Source organism: Bradyrhizobium sp. (assembly GCF_049519115.1).
Taxonomy (GTDB): domain Bacteria; phylum Pseudomonadota; class Alphaproteobacteria; order Rhizobiales; family Xanthobacteraceae; genus Bradyrhizobium.
The window spans coordinates 58950-74663 of record NZ_JBEKRB010000031.1 but is presented as its reverse complement, the minus strand read 5'-3'; the positions used below and the strand labels follow the sequence as shown (position 1 = coordinate 74663).

Sequence of the window (15714 nt, the reverse complement as noted above, 5' to 3'; positions counted from 1 at the left end):
GATTTCGAAGCGACAATCGCCAGCGCAGTCGCATGGGCGTTCGTCGCCCACATCCGAACCCTCACGCGGCGCCTCGCAAGAGCTTGAAATCAAATGAAATCATTATGAGTCGGACACTTAGGTCACACTCGAGACCGGTGCCTCAACTGACGATACCCGCGAAAAGCGGCCGACCAGCGCCACACGGGCCGACAATGATTCGCCTTATCCTGACGGCCTTGCTTGCCATCTTCGGGACACCGATCAGGGCCGAAACCTGGCCGAGCCGGCCGCTCACAATGGTGGTCCCGTTCGCGACCGGCGGTCCGATCGACGCGGTTGCGCGCATTCTGCAATCTGCCTTGAGCGACGCCTTGCAGCAGCAGGTGCTTGTCGAGAATGTTGGCGGAGCCGGCGGCATGATCGGGGCCGCCCGGGTCGCCAAGTCAGCGCCGGACGGATACCAATTCGTGCTCGGCAACGTCGGCACGCACGCCGTCAGTCAAACGCTTTATAAGACTCCTTTCTATAATTCGATGACCGATTTCAGCCCGGTCGTGCTGGTAGCCGACCTGTCGCTGGTAATGGTGGCGCGCAAGGACTTTCCCGCAAACAATTTGCAGGAATTCATGGCCTATGCAAAGACCAACGAGAAGACGATGCAGTTTGCTTCGGCGGGTGCCGGCTCCGCCACCCATCTTGGCTGCGCGTTGATCAATGCGCGAATAGGTGTCGACGTCACTCATGTGCCATATCGCGGTGGCGCGCCGGCGATGCAGGATCTGATAGCCGAGCGCGTCGACTATTTATGCATCGATACACCGACCGCGATTCCTCAAATCGAAGGCGGCGCCATCAAGCCGATTGCCATATTAAGCCGTGGGCGCTCGCCGAGCCTACCGAATGTCGCCTCAGTGCATGAACAGGGATTGACCGATTTCGAAGCAGCCAATTGGACCGCACTTTTTCTGCCAAAGAATACGCCTGCCTTTATCGTCGAAAAGCTGCACGACGCCACCGTCGCAGCCATGAACAATCCGACGGTGCAAAAACGCTTCAAGGAAAACGGAATTGATCTCGTCGCTGACGAACGGCGATCGTCGACTTATCTTGCCCAGTTTGTCAGCGACGAAATCGCCAAATGGGCCGGACCGATCAGGTCCTCCGGACTCGTTTTGGAATAAACGTGAATCGCAACAAATTCTGGAGATCGATGTGAAGATCAGGCTCATGGAGAATTTCCGCGCTGTCTTCTATGCGCCGTATTACGCCATTCACGCGCTGGGGTTTTACGCGAACGAAGGCATTGATGTCGAATTGGTCTCCAGCGATACGCCGGGCGACGCGATCTCTCATCTTGCAAGCGATACGATTGATATGACATGGGGCGGTCCGATGCGCGTGATGACCGCGCACGACCGGGACGACCAAAGTCCCCTGGTCTGCTTTGGCGAAGTTGTATCCCGGGATCCGTTTTTTCTGATCGGAAATTGCGAAGGGTTCAAGCTTTCGGACCTTGCGCATCTGCGTTTTGCGGCCGTGTCCGAAGTGCCCACACCCTGGATGTGCCTGCAGCAGGACTTGCGCGACGCCAATATTGATCCCAAGGGGATCAAGCGAGTTTCCGATCGAACCATGCGGGACAATTACACGGCGTTGCGCGGGAAACAGCTCGATGTGATGCAGGCGTTCGAGCCCTTTGCTTCAAAGGCCGAAATGGATGGAAGCGGCAAAATATTATATGCAGCCAGTTCACGGGGACCAACCGTCTACACCGCCTTCATCGCCACCCGAGCCAAGGTTGCGGCCCACCGCGATGAATTTGCCGCGGTGACCCGCGCACTTGCGAACATGCAGCAGTGGCTCTACACCCACAGCGGGCAAGAACTCTCCGAGGTCGTTACTTCCTTCTTTTCCGACGTGCCGCAGAAACTGCTCGTTCGTTCTCTGCAACGCTATCTCGACGCCGGCCTATGGGCGCGCGACCCCGCCATGTCCAGACCGGGGTTTGAACGGCTCGGCTCAAGCTTCCTTTCGGGGGGAGCCTTGAAGCGTTCACCGGTTTTCGAGAGTTGCGTCGCTGTGGCTCTGACCTAGCCGATTTCGACCGGGTTTGACGGGCACGAACTGGCCCCATTTTGCTGAAAACCTCATCGGTCCACCAACTGGCTCCCTCCTAACTTTAGCTGTCGCTCAATTTCTTTGATCTCCCGTTACGGGCCAAGAATCTGGCGGCACGCCCTACCGAACGATGTCTCATCAGAGTGAAATGGTTACGTCTGTGAGAATGAGCGCCACGATCTGCGCAGCGTTCAGCCGATGCAGCGAGGGCGTTGGTGCGTCCGTCGTGCAGGAAGAAGATGCGCTGGCCAACACCCCAGAGTGGCGCACTGCGGAACTGACAGCCGGTCGCATTGCCCTGCGGCGTAATGTTATCGGCGAGCCCGACGCCCATGCTGTGCACGGCAAAATCGCTGAACGGCGAGAACGCCACATTGCTTTGACCAGAAACGAAACAGCCGTTCGCTGGGGGTCCCGGTGCCGACGCTCAGCCGCAAGATTTCAGACCTCGAGGCCGTGCTGAGTGCACGTCTCCTGATCCGCGCGTCTCGCAAACTGACCCAGACCGGTGCTGGCCTCACTTGTGTGGGCGCCGCGCGGCGCATCCTCGAGCAGGTCGAGGAAACGGAGCGCGAGGCGGCTGGCGAGTTCACGGCGCCGAAGGGTGAACTGATCGTCACGGCGCCGATGGTGTTCGGCCGGTTGTATGTCCTGCCCGTGGTCACTGACTTTCTCGCGCTGTTTCCCGAAATCAGCGTTCGCCTGCTATTGACGGACCGTACCTCCAACTCGTCGACGAGCATGTCGACCTGGCCATCAGCGTCGGAAAGCTGCCGGACAGCACAATGATCGCGACACGGGTCGGATAGATGCGAATGGTGGTCGGCGCGAGCCCTGCGCTGCTTGCCGGCCATGGCGTGCCGAATACTCCCGACGATCTTCAGCGACTGCCGTGTCTCTCATTTTATTTAATTGGCTCGCGTCGTCGGCCACTTGGCGATTCGGGGCTCGGGTGCCGGCGCTGCGATGGAAATTTCGGTTGCCCCGCGTCTTTCGGTGTCGACCGCCGAGGCTGCAGTGGAGGCCGCGATCCCGCAATGTCGGGGTGACACGGCTGTTCCACTATCAGGCGGCCGAAGCGATCCAGGCCGGCGCGCTTCAAATCGTGCTCGAAGATCTCGAACTGGAACCGGCGCCGATCCACTTGATCCATGCCGCGCGTCGCCAGATGCCGCTCAAGATGCGCTGCTTCCTCGATTTTGCGAGACCGAAGTTGCGGCAAGCACTGAGCCGGTTCGCACCCGCGCCCTAGGTATTTGCCGGTCCGCCGACCAGGCTGACAGACGCCAGGCCGCAAGAAGCCCCCGCGTCATTCGGCGGCAACCCCCTTGGTGGCCTGGCGCTCGGCGATCAGTTTGCGTGTCAATGGAATGAGCTCCCGGCCGTATTCGATTGCATCGATCAGCGGATCAAAACCGCGGATTAGAAAGTGGCTGATGCCGAGGTCATAATAATCGCCGAAGACTTCCGCGACCTGCTCCGGCGTACCAACCAGCGCCGTGGTGTTGCTATTGGCACCGGTCAGTTTGGCGATCTCGGTCCATAACCGCTTGTCGATACGCGTGCCCTGCTCGGCCAGCGCCAGCAGCCGCCTGGCGCCCGCGGTGGCGTGCCCCGGCTTCCGGTATCCAGTCTGGTCCTGTAGCGCAGTGGCTCGCTCGAGAATTTCGTCGGCCTTCTCCCACGCCTTCTCCTCGGTGTCGGCAAGGATCGGCCGCACCGACAGGCTGAAGCGTGGCGTCGGCCGCCCGTGCCTTGCCGCTGCCGCACGCACCCGCGCGGTGACATCGCGAACCTGGGCGTAGGATTCGCCCCACAGCGCGAAGGTGTCGGCATGCTTGCCGGCGACCTCGATCGCGGCATCCGAGCCGCCGCCGACAAAGGTATAGATGCCGCCTTTTTGCGTCGGTTTGATTTGCGAAAAGCCCTTCTCGACCTTGTAATACTTGCCGCTGTAGTCGAACGGCTTTTCGCTGGTCCATTCCAGCCGCACCACGTCGAGGAACTCGCCGGTGCGGGCATAACGCTCGTCCTTGTCATCGAGCGTATTGCCGTCCTGGCGCAACTCGGTGGCGTTGCCCCCGGTGATGACGTGAAGCGAAACCCGGCCGTTGTAGAACTGGTCGAGGGTCGCGAGCTGACGCGCCAGCAGCGTCGGCGCGGTGAAGCCCGGCCGCTGCGCGATCATCACCTTCAGCGATTTCGTCGTTTGCAGCACATGCTGGGCAACCTGCAACGCGTCCGGCGTTGTGGAGTGAAATGCGTGCAACACGCGATCGAAGCCGGCATTCTCATGCGCTTTCGCCACGGTCTCGATATGAAGGGGATCCAGTATCGGGCCCTGCCGAACGATCGTCTCGGAAGAATTGTTATTGCTGATATAGCCGATGAACTCGATGGACATCCTCGTTCTCCGTCCTGTTCCAAATCACTCTCAAAGCCCGAGCGCCAAGCGCCCAAGCGTCACGCGCGTGGCGTCGTCTTGCGGGGTGTGAACGCGCCCGCACAACACGTCGCGATAGTGCCGCTCCAGCGGATTGGCACGGGTAAGCCCATGATTGCTCGACAGCGACAGCGCGTCCTCGACCGCCGCTACGGCATTGTTCGTCACGGTCAACTTGATCGCACTTGCCTCGGTCGCATCCAGCAAAACGCCGTCGTCGAAATCTCCGGCAAAACTATCGATAAGGCGCTCACTGACGGCAAGCCGCGCCTCGATCGCGCCGAGGATTTCCTGGGCGCGCGGCAGGCTCGCCAGCGGCGCACCGAGATTGGCCGGCACGCGCTCTTTCAGGAACTGGACCAGCCAGTCCCGCGCGGCCCGCGCGACGCCGTCGTAGATTGACGACACGAGGATCGCGCTGAGGATCCCTTGCGTGAAATCCGGCGTCGCCCATTCCGCCGGTTGTCTGACATCGATCTCGTAATCGAGCGGAAACGCGACGTCCTCGAAGATCACGTCATGGCTGCCGGATGCGCGCAGCCCGAGATGATCCCACGTTTCCTCGATCCGAGTGCCGGGAAGGCCAGCCGGAACCAGAAACAACCCGACCCGTATCTCCGGCTCATCGGTCTTGGCCCAGACCGCATACCATTTCAGGATCGGCGCACCGGTCGAATAGATCTTCCGTCCCGTGAGCCGCCATCCGGTTCCGGTGCGTCGGGCAATGGTTGCCGGCAAGCCGCCACGCGCCGGCGAACCGAGTTCCGGCTCGACCCGGAGCGCATTGATCAATGCGACGCCCTCGACGGTCTCCTTGGCGAGCTTGCGCGCGATGCGAACCGGCCAGCGCTGGCTGCGCGCCATCACCAGATGCTGGATATAATGCATCGACAGCACCAGCGCCGTCGATGGATCGGCCTTGGCGATGATACCAAGAATTCGAGCCGCGTCGCGGGCGCCCGCGCCGCCACCACCGAGCGCGGCGGGTACCGTCAATGCCAGCAAGCCTGCTTCCGACAGATCCTTGAAATTCTCGAACGGAAAACTCGCCTCGCGGTCGTGCTGCTCGGCGCGAGCCGCAAAGCGCGGCGCCAGCAGCAACGCGCGTTCGACAGGGCCGGAATTTTTCGGCCCCGTATCCTCGTTGACGGCAACGCTTCCGAGCGCCCTTACCATGTCGCCTCCAACCCGAGCAGCGAGAGAATTTGCCGGCGCAAGTCGGCCAAATATAGATCGCCACGGTGACGCGGATAAGGCCGTTCTACCCTGATATCGGCCTTGATGCGTGCAGGCCGCTCCGAGAGAACGATGACGCGGTTGGCAAGGAACAACGCCTCCTCCGCGTCATGCGTCACCAGAAGCGTGGTAAAACCCTTGCGCTGCCACAGCGACACCAGTTCGGCCTGCATGGTGATGCGCGTCAGTGAATCAAGCTTGCCAAGTGGCTCATCGAGGATAAGCACCTGCGGATCGTTCACGAGCGCCCGCGCCAGCGCCGCCCGCTGCGCCATGCCGCCGGACAGCTGATGCGGATAGGCATTACGGAACGACGAGAGCCCGACCAGCTCGAGCGCGGCGTCGACACGCGGGCGTTGCTGCTTCAAGATGCCCTGCGCCTCGAGGCCGAGCGCGACGTTGTTCCACACCGTCCGCCACGGAAACAGGGTCGGGTCCTGGAACACCACCACACGCGAGGGATGCGGCCCTTCGATATCCTTGCCGCCCTCACGCAATGAGCCGGAACGCGGTTGCTCCAGGCCTGCGACCAATCTCAGCAGCGTCGACTTGCCGCAACCAGAGGGCCCGAGCAGCGCGACGAATTCGCCGGGCTCAACCGTCAAGCTCACGTCATCCAACACCGGCAGCACGGCGCCATCGATGTCGAACGCGTGACTGACATTGTCGATGTCGAGCGAGACGCCCACGGCCGGATAGGCAATGGGCTCGAGAATCGCGTGCGCTACCATTTGACGACACCCTTCTGCCAGACCAGCAGCCGGTCGCGCACCCTAAACAACAGCGTAATCGCGCCGGAGCAGAGCAACGACATCACAATCAGCGCCGCATACATATTGGCGTAGGCGGCCCAGCCCTGCGCCCATTGCAGATACCAGCCGAGCCCGGCCTTTACGCCGATCATTTCGGCAACAACCAGCACGGCAAAGGACGAGCCGAGCCCCATGAACAGACCGACGAAAACATGCGGCAGCGCGGCGGGGATGGCGACCTTGAGCACCAGGAAGGACGGCTTGGCGCCGAGCGTTCGCGCCACATCATAATAAGCGCTGCTGACGCTCGCGACACCCGACCAGGTCAACACTGTCACCGGAAAGCCGGTTGCCAGCGCGATCAGAAAAGTCGAGGCGCTCCAGCTGGTGGGAAAGGTGAAAAAGGCGATCGGAAGCCACGCGGTTGCCGGCAGCGGCCCGATAAAGCGAAGCACCGGATGGACCCAGTAGCCGACGCCCCGCGACCAGCCGATCGACACGCCGGTGATAAACCCAAGCAATGCGCCGATCGCGTAGCCACCGAGTTGCAGCTTCACCGAGGCGATGACGCTGGCGAGCAATTTCGGCAGATCGTCGGTATAGACCTCGACGATCGACTGCGGCGGCGGGAAAAACGGCAGCGGAAGCCACGCGAACTTTGCCGTCGCCAATTCCCAGACCGAGAGGAAAACACCGAGCACGAGCAGCCACGGCCCACGCTGGCGCAAGCCGTGCCCGAAACTGCCGAGACGATCCGCACCGAGGGTCCCGGTGAACACAAGCGCGGCAATCACGAATGCACCGACGGCTACCGCCTGCGTGCGCGACCAATCGCCGACATCTTCCCAGATCAGACAGGACAGTCCGAAAGCGGTCCAAGCGATGCCAGCCAAAATGCCCGCAAATGATGCTCGCAGCCATTCCGGCAGCGACGCCGCGGAGCCTTCCCTACCAGTAGTAAGCCTTCCGGTCTCAGACAGCGAATAGGTCGACACAAATGCGCTCCGCGAACTTGGTTGTATCTGTCGAGGACTTGAACACCGAGACGGTCTTCAGATCGTCCGCATAACCTTTGAGCTCGCGCTTGAGCACGTCGCCGACGGGATGGTGGTGATGGGTGTGGTAACGCACCATGCGCTCGAGATCGGCGAGCGTGGCCGCCTTCGGCGCATAGGGCTGGAAGGATTTGGCCGCCAGTTCAGGATTTTGCGAGACGAACATCGCAGAGTCGAGAATGGCCTGCGTCAGTGCGCGCGCCACCTGCGGGTCGTTGCGCACGAGAGAACCGCGCAGGCCAAGAATGCAGCACGTCTTGTCGCGATATTCGCCGTCGAGGTTGGAGGCGGCTTCCTTGTACTGGCCGTCCTTCAGCCAGAGATCCGCCAGCGGATCGGAGGCGAGGAAGGCCTGGACCTCGCCCTTGTCGGCGGCGACATTCACGACATTGCCGGGATAGACGCGCCAGTCCACCTCGCTGGTCGGATCAACGCCAAGCTTCGAGAGCTGGATCGAGAAGAAATTCTTATCCGGACCTCCGAGGTCGCCGACGGCGACGGCTTTACCCTTGAGATCGGCGAGCTTGTCGACGCCCGAGCCCACGCGCGACAATACGCGCATGCAGCCTCCGTGGAGTCCTGCGGCGATCTTGACGTCAAAACCCTGCTCCAGAGGCTTGAGCCACCGCAGCGCCATGCCGAGCCCCGCTTCGGTCTTGCCGGTCGCAATTGCTTCCAGCAATTGGTCGGTCGATCCGGCAAAATTGTCGAGTTCGATATCGAGGTTTTGCTTCTGGAAAAAACCATGATCGAGCCCGGCGGGAATGGCCGCCAGACACACCGCGCCCGCATTCCATGACAGCTTCAGTTTGCGAGGCGCGCCGGTCAAAGCCGGCGCATCGGAGGCGGTTCTACAAAGCGGAAATTGGGAAAAATCGATACCCGGCAGGATAGCGCGTGGCGAAAAGGCCTGCGCACCGAGCGCGCCGGCAGGTCCGGCGAATGCGGCCGCGAGGCCCCCTTGCAGCAACGTGCGGCGGTCGATCGGTGATTTTTTAAGTTTTTTTTCGTTAGCCATCTCAATTCCCCGGGTTTGACCAAAACCCCGTTTCCCGGCGCGTAACGCCAAAGCGTTATGCGCACGTAAGTACACGAGCGTTTTTCAGGGTAGCGGTCGGTCTGGCGACTTTTCGCCGTTTAATTCGGCGCGCAAATGATGCAGCGCAGCGCCAAAATCGTCAATGAAATGGAATTTCGAATGTTGAGCACTTGCAATGGATTATCTTCTCATTTGCAGGCAACCGCGATGAAAGGATTTTTTCCCTTTGCTTGAGCGCGCTTGGCCCGCGATTAGCTGTCGAATCCGGCGGGTATGAACGCCGGCAGCTTCTCTTCAATGAAATGCTTCACTTCAGCCGATTTGAAGACCTCGATAAACGCCCGAAGCCGCGGATCGTCCTTCTTCTCCGGCTTTGCCGTAAAGCGCAGGACCAGGCCGTCATCGATCGTGCGGTCGATGACCAGAGCCGTCTTCGGGTCGCCACCCGCGCCGATCAAGTAGGTGATGTTGACAAGCCCGAGTGTCACGTCATCGAGCGAACGATAGGTTTGCGCGGGGTCAAGCTCGACGATCTTGAGGTTCTTCGGGTTATCGACGATGTCAAACTTGCTGACTGAAAAGCCCTTTCACGGCGCGAGTTTGATCAACCCTGCCCGCTCCAGAAGAATCAATCCTCGCGCGCCGTTGAGAGGCTCGTTCGGAATAGCAACGCTATCTCCGGATTTGACCTCTTCGAGACTCTTTATTTTGTGAGAGAACAGTCCGACCGGTGCGATCACGCCAACCTTGTCGACCTGGACCAGATTGAGCCCGCGCTGCTTGTTCTGGAGCGCAAGATAGGCTCCATGTTGAAACAGATTCGCATCGACGTCGCCGCCAACGACGGCTTCGTTGAGGGCGACCCAATCGGTCATCTCGACGAGCTTGACGTCGATCCCTTTGGCCTTGGCGAGGCCCGCCGCAAATTGCACGAGCTGACCGACCGGTCCGGCGCTGGTCGCGATCCTGAGCGGTTCGTCGGCGATGGCGACCGCGGTCAACGTGAATAGAAGACCGGCGGCGTTTAGCAGGCGAATGAGTGTCTTGATCATAAGGTGGTTCTCCAACGCGATGCGGTAAAGCCGGCTTGCGCCGCCCAAATCAGTCTTTGCTGAGGCAAATGGAAGCGGCGAGAGGGTTGTCCTAGGAAAGCGCTCGCCGCTCGGGCGGTGGCGCAGAAGATGCAGAAGATCCGGTCCGCGCCCGTCGTACGCGCGGAATCACTTCCTCGGCGAAACGCTTCATCTCGACCTCGAACGGCTGGAATTGCGGCATGAACAGCTCGATGCCGGCGGCATGAAACGCGCCGATGCGCGCCGCAACTTCGTCATAGCTGCCGACGAGCCCCCGCCGCCGTGCCGCCATTGGTGCCGACGCGGGCAGTCTTTTGCATGGTCTGCATCATCACGACTTTCGGGTCGGTATTTCGTTTCTGGATTTCCTTCATCGGCGCATCCTTTGCCGAAAGGCTTAGCAGTCGCTCGTGCTCGGCATGAGAGCGCGCAACGACAAAGGCCGACAGACCGAAACGCAACGGTGTTGTTGGGCGAGGACGCGCCGACACATTCGCAATCAGCCCGACGACATCGTCGAGCGGCTGGCCGTTGATGAACCAGACGTCGCCGTGATCGGCGGCCAGTGCGCGCGCAGGCTCGGATTCGCCGCCGATATAAATCGTCGGGCGCTTGCGGTAGAGATCGGCCGGACGGAGCATATAGTCGCGCACCTCGAAATGCGCGCCCTTGAAGGTGACGCGTTCGCCTTCCAACAGGCGCGACACGATGGAGATCCATTCGCGGCCGTAGGCGTAGCGGTCATCGTGTTCGGCGAAACTAAGCCCGGCTTTGTCAATCTCCGGCCTGTTCCAGCCATTGACGAGATTGATCGCAAAGCGGCCCCGGCTGATGTTTTCGATTCCGAGCGCGAGCTTCGCCAGAACAACGGGATGGTAAAGATAAGGCTTGTAATGATTTCGATCCGGCTTGTCAGTGCCGCCAGTGCCGCAGCCGCGCTCCAGGCCTCCAGCTGATCGAAATCCTCGATGTGCGGATTGATGGTGTGCTGCGCAATCAAGGTCGAGTCAAAACCGAACTCTTCGGCCGCCAGCACGAGATCTCGGTTGCGTTCCCAGGACGCGTTGTATGGCTCATCAGGGTCCTGATAAGCGCCGCGCGAGCCGTGTACCAGCGCCCAGATGCCAAACCGCGGAGATGAATTCGTCATTCGCACCTCTCCCGCTCGGGAAGTCCTGCTCGGGAAGTTCAGCCTTGCCTGAGCGACGGAGGCAACATGCTTCGTCAATGCTCACGCAGAGTTCAAGCGTCCGCGCATCAAAAGATGATCTTTGCCGATCGGCGGCCCGCGGCGACATCAGACAACTCCAGAACGAATGACAATTGAAAGATCGCTCTATTTCTGTTGGCGCGAGTTCGTGGGAGACTTTTTGGCACGCACCGCCAAACTTGGGATAGAAACAGCGAAAGCAAATTCTCGGTCCTCACGAGAGGTGGCTTAGGCGTTTTGCTGAATATTCATCACCGGTGACGGCAAAGGACCATTCCATCTTGAGCAACCTCGAGCAAACCGCATCGGCGTCCGAGCTCGATCGCGCCGGGATTGTCGATCCGTCCTCTCCTCACCGCGAATTGGCTCCGGTCATTGGCAAGCGCGGCTTGATGTTGCTTTCCTGGCTGGCGCCGGTCGCGCTGGTCATCATCTGGGAAATCGCGGCAAAGGCCGGCTGGGTTTCGCCTCTGCCTGCCCCGAGCAAGGTCCTAAACACCGCGATCAGGCTGGCGACCACAGGCAGCCTGTTGGGCGATCTCCGAACAAGCCTGTTGCGGGCTGCAACCGGCTTTGCGCTTGGCGGCAGTGTTGGCTTTGGGCTCGGCGTTCTCGTCGGGTTTTCCCGGATCGCAGAGGCGGCCATCGACCGCAGCGTTCAGATGGTCCGCGCCATCCCCTTCCTTGCCCTTCTTCCGCTGGTGATCGTCTGGCTCGGCGTCGGCGAGGCCGAGAAGATATTTCTGGTCGCGCTTGGCGTGACCTTTCCGATCTACATCAACACTACCTTAGGAATAAGGCAGGTCGATCCCAAGCTGATCGAGCTCGGGCGCATCCAGGAGCTTGGCCCGTTCGAACTGATCCGGCGCATCGTGCTTCCGGGCGCCCTGCCTTCGATCCTCACCGGCATTCGCTATGCGCTGGCGACGGCGTGGCTGGCGCTGGTCGTCGCCGAAACCATCGGCGCGGAGTCCGGCATTGGATTTCTCGCCATGGATGCACGGGAATTCCTTCGCACCGACGTCATCGTCCTCACCATCGCGATCTATGCTTTGATCGGCGTGGCTGCCGATGCCATCGCCCGTCTTCTCGAAAGGCGGCTCCTGGCCTGGCATCCGAACTATGGAGGGTCACGATGATTCACCAAGTTTCGGCGCTGCCTTCTTCTCCGGCGATCGATCCGCCGCCTGTGGTGGTGAACAACCTCCGCCGTGCCTATGGTGATCGCGTCATCATCCGTAATCTCAATTTGCGGATCGAACGCGGCGAATTCGTCGCCTTGCTTGGGGAAAGCGGCTGCGGCAAGACCACGCTGTTGCGGGCGCTCGCCGGTCTCGATCCAATCGAAGGCGGGCGCATCAACGCGCCACGGCGGCCGGCTGTGGTGTTTCAGGAACCTCGCCTGCTGCCATGGGATACGCTTTGGCGCAATGTCTCGCTGGGGCTCGCCGCACCTGATCCGTATGCGCGGGCTGCCTCCGCGCTCGCCGAAGTTGGACTGGGCGATCATCTTGACGACTGGCCGCGCAATCTGTCCGGCGGACAGGCCCAGCGTGTCGCGCTGGCGCGGGCCCTGGTGCAGGAGCCCGAACTTTTGCTGCTGGACGAGCCCTTCGCGGCGCTCGATGCGCTGACGCGCATCCGCATGCATGATCTCGTCCGTGAGCTGGTCGCCAAACACCAGCCGGGCGTCTTGCTGGTAACGCATGACGTCGACGAGGCCATCGCACTCGCTGACCGTATCCTGGTGATGCGTCATGGCGCGATCGCATTCGAGCATCGCACCCGTGCTACCGGAACCAAGGCCGCCGGTCCGGCTTCGATCTCTCGCCGCGATCTATTGGCCGAACTTGGCGTCGTTTCCAACGTCGCTGCCTAGATTCAAAGGTATGAGGACCCGCCTGATGTCCGACTTCTTGTCATCCCGGCGCCGTTTTCTCGGTGCGGCGGCGTTCGGTCTCGGCGCCCTCGCGGGCATGGAAAGCGCTCGCTCGGCCAATGGCCGCACCACCGACCGCGTGCGACTGACCTGGGGCCTCAGCGGCCTCAATCTCGTCGCCAAGGAGCGCGGTGAATTCGAGAAACGGCTCGCCGGGGATGGCATCAAGGTCGAATGGCTCGGCCCGTTCCCGAACCACGCGCCGACCATGCAGGCCGTCGTTGGCGGCAGCGCCGATTTCAGTTTCGGCGGCAGCACGACGCCGGCGCTGGCGGCACGCATTGCTGGTTCACCGCTGGTTTTCACCCAATTCGTCGTCTACGCGCCGCGCACCACCGCGATCATCGCCAGGGATGATTCCGGCATCAACAAGATCGAGGACCTCGTCGGCAAATCCGTTGCGGTGAACCGCTCGGGGCTCGGCGAGTTCCTGCTGGTGGCCGCGCTGGAGAAACACAAGATCGACCGCTCGGCGGTGAAATTCGTCTACCTCAACCCGCCCGATGCCGCACCCGCGCTCGCAGCGGGAAAGGTCGATGCTTGGTCGATGTGGAGCCCCGGCGTTGATATCGCACGGCTGGAATACAAGGCGCATGACACCTCTTCCTCGAGGGGCGCGATCTCGAATTCCAGATCGACTACACATCCTATCTGACCACCCGCAAATTCGCGACGGACAATCCGGCGCTGGTGCGCGCGGTCAACGATGCCTTCCGCACCGAAGGTGCGTGGGTTTCCGAGAACACCAAAGATGCCGAATACATCGCGCAGAAGGCGGGCGAATACAGCGACGAGGTCCGCGACCAGTTCATCGCGTTGAAGCGGCAGTATCGCTACTTCCCGGTCAACGACGAAAAATTCCTGTCGGAATTGCAGCGGGCGGCCGATTGGCTAACCGCGCGCAAGGTCCTGCCGGAGCCGATCAAGGTCACCGACCACCTCGCCCAACTCTAAAACCGCCTTCAGGCAAAGGGCGCTAGGCCGCGCGGATATTGCCGAGGAACTTGTCGACGTCGGCGCGCAAGTTTACTGCCTGCTTGCTCAACTGATCGGCCGAAGCCAGCACCTCATTCGAGGCCGATCCCGTTTTCTCGGCCGCATGGTTGACGGCTGCGATGTTGCTGGAGACCTGGCCCGTTCCGAGCGCTGCTTCCTGCACATTGCGGGCGATCTCTTGAGTAGCCGAGCCCTGTTGCTCGACCGCAAGCGAGATGGCCGACGTAATATCGTTGATCGCGCCGATCGTGCGGCCGATGCCCTCGATCGCCTGCACCGCCTCCGTTGTCGCTCCCTGCATGGCGCCGACCTGGGCCGATATTTCGTCGGTCGCTTTTGCAGTCTGGCTCGCCAGCGATTTGACTTCGTTGGCAACAACGGCAAAGCCCCTGCCCGCTTCGCCCGCGCGCGCCGCCTCGATGGTGGCGTTGAGCGCCAAAAGATTGGTCTGGCTGGCGATATCGCTGATCAGCTTGACGACGTCGCCGATCTTCTGCGCCGCGGCCGACAATCCCTGCACGGTGACGTTGGTGCGGTTGGCTTCGGCGACCGCTTGGCCCGCGATTTCCGTCGATTGGGTGACCTGCCGGCCGATTTCCGAGACGGAGGAGGATAGTTCTTCGGTCGCGGCGGCAACGGTCTGCACATTGGCCGAGGCCTGCTCGGCGACGGCTGCCACAGACGTCGCCTGATGGCTGGCTTCGCTGGCCGTCGAGGACATGCTCTTGGAGGTCGCCTGCATGTTGGACGCGGCGCTTGAAAGACTGTCCAGTGAGGCCCGAACGCCGCGTTCGAATTCATCGGCCATCCGGACCAGAAGCGATTTTCGTTCGGTGTCGGCTTGCGCCTTCAAGACATCCTGCTCGCCACGCAATCGCGTAGCCTCGATCATGTTGTCCTTGAAGACCTTCACCGACTGCGCCATGGCGCCGACTTCATCGCCACGCTCGAGCGCGGGGATGGAAGTTGACGTATCGCCCCCAGATATCTTGCGCATCGCCATCGTCATCGCGTTGATCGGAGTAACGATGCTGCGTCCGACGAGGAAAAACAGCCCGCCAACCACGAGCAGCGCGAGAACAACCATCATGGCCATGCTGCGAGCCTGGGCCCAGAAGATAGCGCTGACGTCGTCGAGATAAATGCCCGCGCCAACGACCCAGCCGTAGGGTTTGTATTCAACGGAATAAGTTAGCTTCGGCAGCGGATCGCCACCGGACGCGCGCGGAAAGCGGAAAGTCGTGAAGCCGCCGCCTTTGGGGGCGAGTTCGATTTGCTGGCGCACGAAGAAGATGCCGTCGGAGTCGGCCACTTCTATCAGATTCTTGCCCTCGACCTTGGGATTCGGGTTCGAGACAGCGACCCCCTGCATGCTGATGGCGTAGACGTAGTCGTCTTTGCCGAAGCGCATCGTACGCAGCAGCGCCTTGGCCCGCTCCACGGTATCGGCCTCCGAAAGACCGGCCTGGCGGGAAACCTGGTTGTTATAGTCCAGCGTCTCGCGCGCTAGCGTGACGATGTCCTGAAGCTTGGCTCTGCGATCCTCCATCAGATTGGCCCACAACGCCGACAGGCCCAATCCAGCCACCGCGGCGATGCCCAGAACGGAAAGGCCAACGATCATCAAAAGCTTGTACGAAATGCGGAGGTTGCCGAGCATTGAGCACCTGGTTGCTGAAAAACGCCTTGGGACGAAACCGGACAGAAACGGCCATGTTGCCGATCATGGTTAGTCGAAATTAATGAAACAGCTCCTAATGGGGTTACAAATCCCTGAACGCGGCTGTTTACTTCTGGTTGAAATGACGCTCACAGCCGGACGATTGGCAACCTATGCGCGCATGGTGCGTCCCGATCGCAAGGCCGCTCGT

General features: G+C 61.1%; 13 protein-coding genes and 3 pseudogenes. 7 read left to right on the top strand and 9 right to left on the bottom strand.

Features of this window, described 5'->3' with window-relative positions; all coding sequences use genetic code 11:
* The first annotated feature begins 194 nt into the window (after positions 1–194).
* Entirely contained in the window at positions 195–1163 is a 969-nt protein-coding gene (locus ABSE61_RS22180) for a Bug family tripartite tricarboxylate transporter substrate binding protein (RefSeq protein ID WP_423873280.1), read from the top strand.
* Positions 1051–2076, top strand: coding sequence for an ABC transporter substrate-binding protein (locus tag ABSE61_RS22175; RefSeq protein ID WP_423873279.1), 1026 nt, complete (start codon positions 1051–1053; stop codon positions 2074–2076). Before ABSE61_RS22180 ends, ABSE61_RS22175 begins: the two co-directional genes overlap by 113 nt.
* A gap of 85 nt (positions 2077–2161) precedes the next feature.
* On the opposite strand, the gene ABSE61_RS22170 is transcribed toward ABSE61_RS22175, so the two are convergent.
* Positions 2162–2473, bottom strand: coding sequence for a di-heme oxidoredictase family protein (locus ABSE61_RS22170; protein ID WP_423873278.1), 312 nt, complete (start codon positions 2471–2473; stop codon positions 2162–2164).
* A gap of 44 nt (positions 2474–2517) precedes the next feature.
* Here ABSE61_RS22170 and ABSE61_RS22165 point away from each other — a divergent pair, with 44 nt between their 5' ends.
* Together ABSE61_RS22165 and ABSE61_RS22160 are read left to right on the top strand one after the other, a co-directional pair.
* Positions 2518–2889, top strand: a complete 372-nt coding sequence (locus tag ABSE61_RS22165; RefSeq protein WP_423873277.1) for a hypothetical protein — start codon at positions 2518–2520, stop codon at positions 2887–2889.
* Between the two features lie 256 nt (positions 2890–3145).
* On the top strand, positions 3146–3352 hold the full coding sequence (locus tag ABSE61_RS22160) for a type 2 periplasmic-binding domain-containing protein (protein WP_423873276.1): 207 nt from the start codon (positions 3146–3148) through the stop codon (positions 3350–3352).
* 57 nt (positions 3353–3409) lie between these two features.
* Here the strand turns inward: ABSE61_RS22160 and ABSE61_RS22155 are convergent, their stop codons facing one another.
* From ABSE61_RS22155 to ABSE61_RS22125, 7 genes and pseudogenes are all read right to left on the bottom strand, one after another.
* On the bottom strand, positions 3410–4504 hold the full coding sequence (locus ABSE61_RS22155; RefSeq protein ID WP_423873275.1) for an LLM class flavin-dependent oxidoreductase: 1095 nt from the start codon (positions 4502–4504) through the stop codon (positions 3410–3412).
* Positions 4505–4534: 30 nt separating this feature from the next.
* Entirely contained in the window at positions 4535–5719 is a 1185-nt protein-coding gene (locus ABSE61_RS22150; RefSeq protein ID WP_423873274.1) for an acyl-CoA dehydrogenase family protein, read from the bottom strand.
* Complete coding sequence (locus ABSE61_RS22145; RefSeq protein ID WP_423873273.1) at positions 5713–6510, bottom strand: ABC transporter ATP-binding protein; 798 nt, start codon at positions 6508–6510, stop codon at positions 5713–5715. Before ABSE61_RS22145 ends, ABSE61_RS22150 begins: the two co-directional genes overlap by 7 nt.
* Positions 6504–7526: an ABC transporter permease gene (locus tag ABSE61_RS22140; RefSeq protein ID WP_423873272.1), complete on the bottom strand. Its 1023-nt coding sequence runs from the start codon at positions 7524–7526 to the stop codon at positions 6504–6506. The genes ABSE61_RS22145 and ABSE61_RS22140 overlap by 7 nt, the downstream gene beginning before the upstream one ends.
* The gene (locus ABSE61_RS22135; protein WP_423873271.1) at positions 7504–8604 is read right to left on the bottom strand and encodes an ABC transporter substrate-binding protein; all 1101 of its coding nucleotides are present in this window, start codon (positions 8602–8604) and stop codon (positions 7504–7506) included. The genes ABSE61_RS22140 and ABSE61_RS22135 overlap by 23 nt, the downstream gene beginning before the upstream one ends.
* Before the next feature lie 272 nt (positions 8605–8876).
* A pseudogene (locus tag ABSE61_RS22130) lies at positions 8877–9677 on the bottom strand (MetQ/NlpA family ABC transporter substrate-binding protein).
* Positions 9678–9768: 91 nt separating this feature from the next.
* Positions 9769–10848: pseudogene (locus tag ABSE61_RS22125) on the bottom strand (LLM class flavin-dependent oxidoreductase).
* A 341-nt stretch (positions 10849–11189) separates the two neighbouring features.
* On the opposite strand from ABSE61_RS22125, the gene ABSE61_RS22120 reads away from it, so the two are divergent.
* The 3 genes and pseudogenes from ABSE61_RS22120 (at position 11190) to ABSE61_RS22110 (ending at position 13801) form a co-directional block, all read left to right on the top strand.
* Positions 11190–12047 carry an ABC transporter permease subunit gene (locus ABSE61_RS22120; protein ID WP_423873270.1) on the top strand — a complete coding sequence of 286 codons (858 nt, stop codon included), beginning with the start codon at positions 11190–11192 and terminating at the stop codon, positions 12045–12047.
* A complete protein-coding gene (locus tag ABSE61_RS22115; protein ID WP_423873269.1) occupies positions 12044–12787 on the top strand; it encodes an ABC transporter ATP-binding protein in 744 nt (247 codons plus the stop codon). The genes ABSE61_RS22120 and ABSE61_RS22115 overlap by 4 nt, the downstream gene beginning before the upstream one ends.
* Positions 12788–12812: 25 nt before the next feature.
* Positions 12813–13801: pseudogene (locus tag ABSE61_RS22110) on the top strand (NrtA/SsuA/CpmA family ABC transporter substrate-binding protein).
* Between the two features lie 22 nt (positions 13802–13823).
* Here ABSE61_RS22110 and ABSE61_RS22105 read toward each other — a convergent pair.
* Entirely contained in the window at positions 13824–15503 is a 1680-nt protein-coding gene (locus tag ABSE61_RS22105; RefSeq protein ID WP_423873268.1) for a methyl-accepting chemotaxis protein, read from the bottom strand.
* Between the last annotated feature and the right edge of the window lie 211 nt (positions 15504–15714).

Excerpts from the sequence above, each read along its gene's own strand:
- ABSE61_RS22105 (WP_423873268.1), bottom strand. The coding sequence starts at position 15,503 with ATGCTCGGCAACCTCCGCATTTCGTACAAGCTTTTGATGATCGTTGGC.
- ABSE61_RS22135 (WP_423873271.1), bottom strand. The coding sequence starts at position 8,604 with ATGGCTAACGAAAAAAAACTTAAAAAATCACCGATCGACCGCCGCACG.
- ABSE61_RS22155 (WP_423873275.1), bottom strand. The coding sequence starts at position 4,504 with ATGTCCATCGAGTTCATCGGCTATATCAGCAATAACAATTCTTCCGAG.
- ABSE61_RS22150 (WP_423873274.1), bottom strand. The coding sequence starts at position 5,719 with ATGGTAAGGGCGCTCGGAAGCGTTGCCGTCAACGAGGATACGGGGCCG.
- ABSE61_RS22115 (WP_423873269.1), top strand. The coding sequence starts at position 12,044 with ATGATTCACCAAGTTTCGGCGCTGCCTTCTTCTCCGGCGATCGATCCG.
- ABSE61_RS22180 (WP_423873280.1), top strand. The coding sequence starts at position 195 with ATGATTCGCCTTATCCTGACGGCCTTGCTTGCCATCTTCGGGACACCG.
- ABSE61_RS22145 (WP_423873273.1), bottom strand. The coding sequence starts at position 6,510 with ATGGTAGCGCACGCGATTCTCGAGCCCATTGCCTATCCGGCCGTGGGC.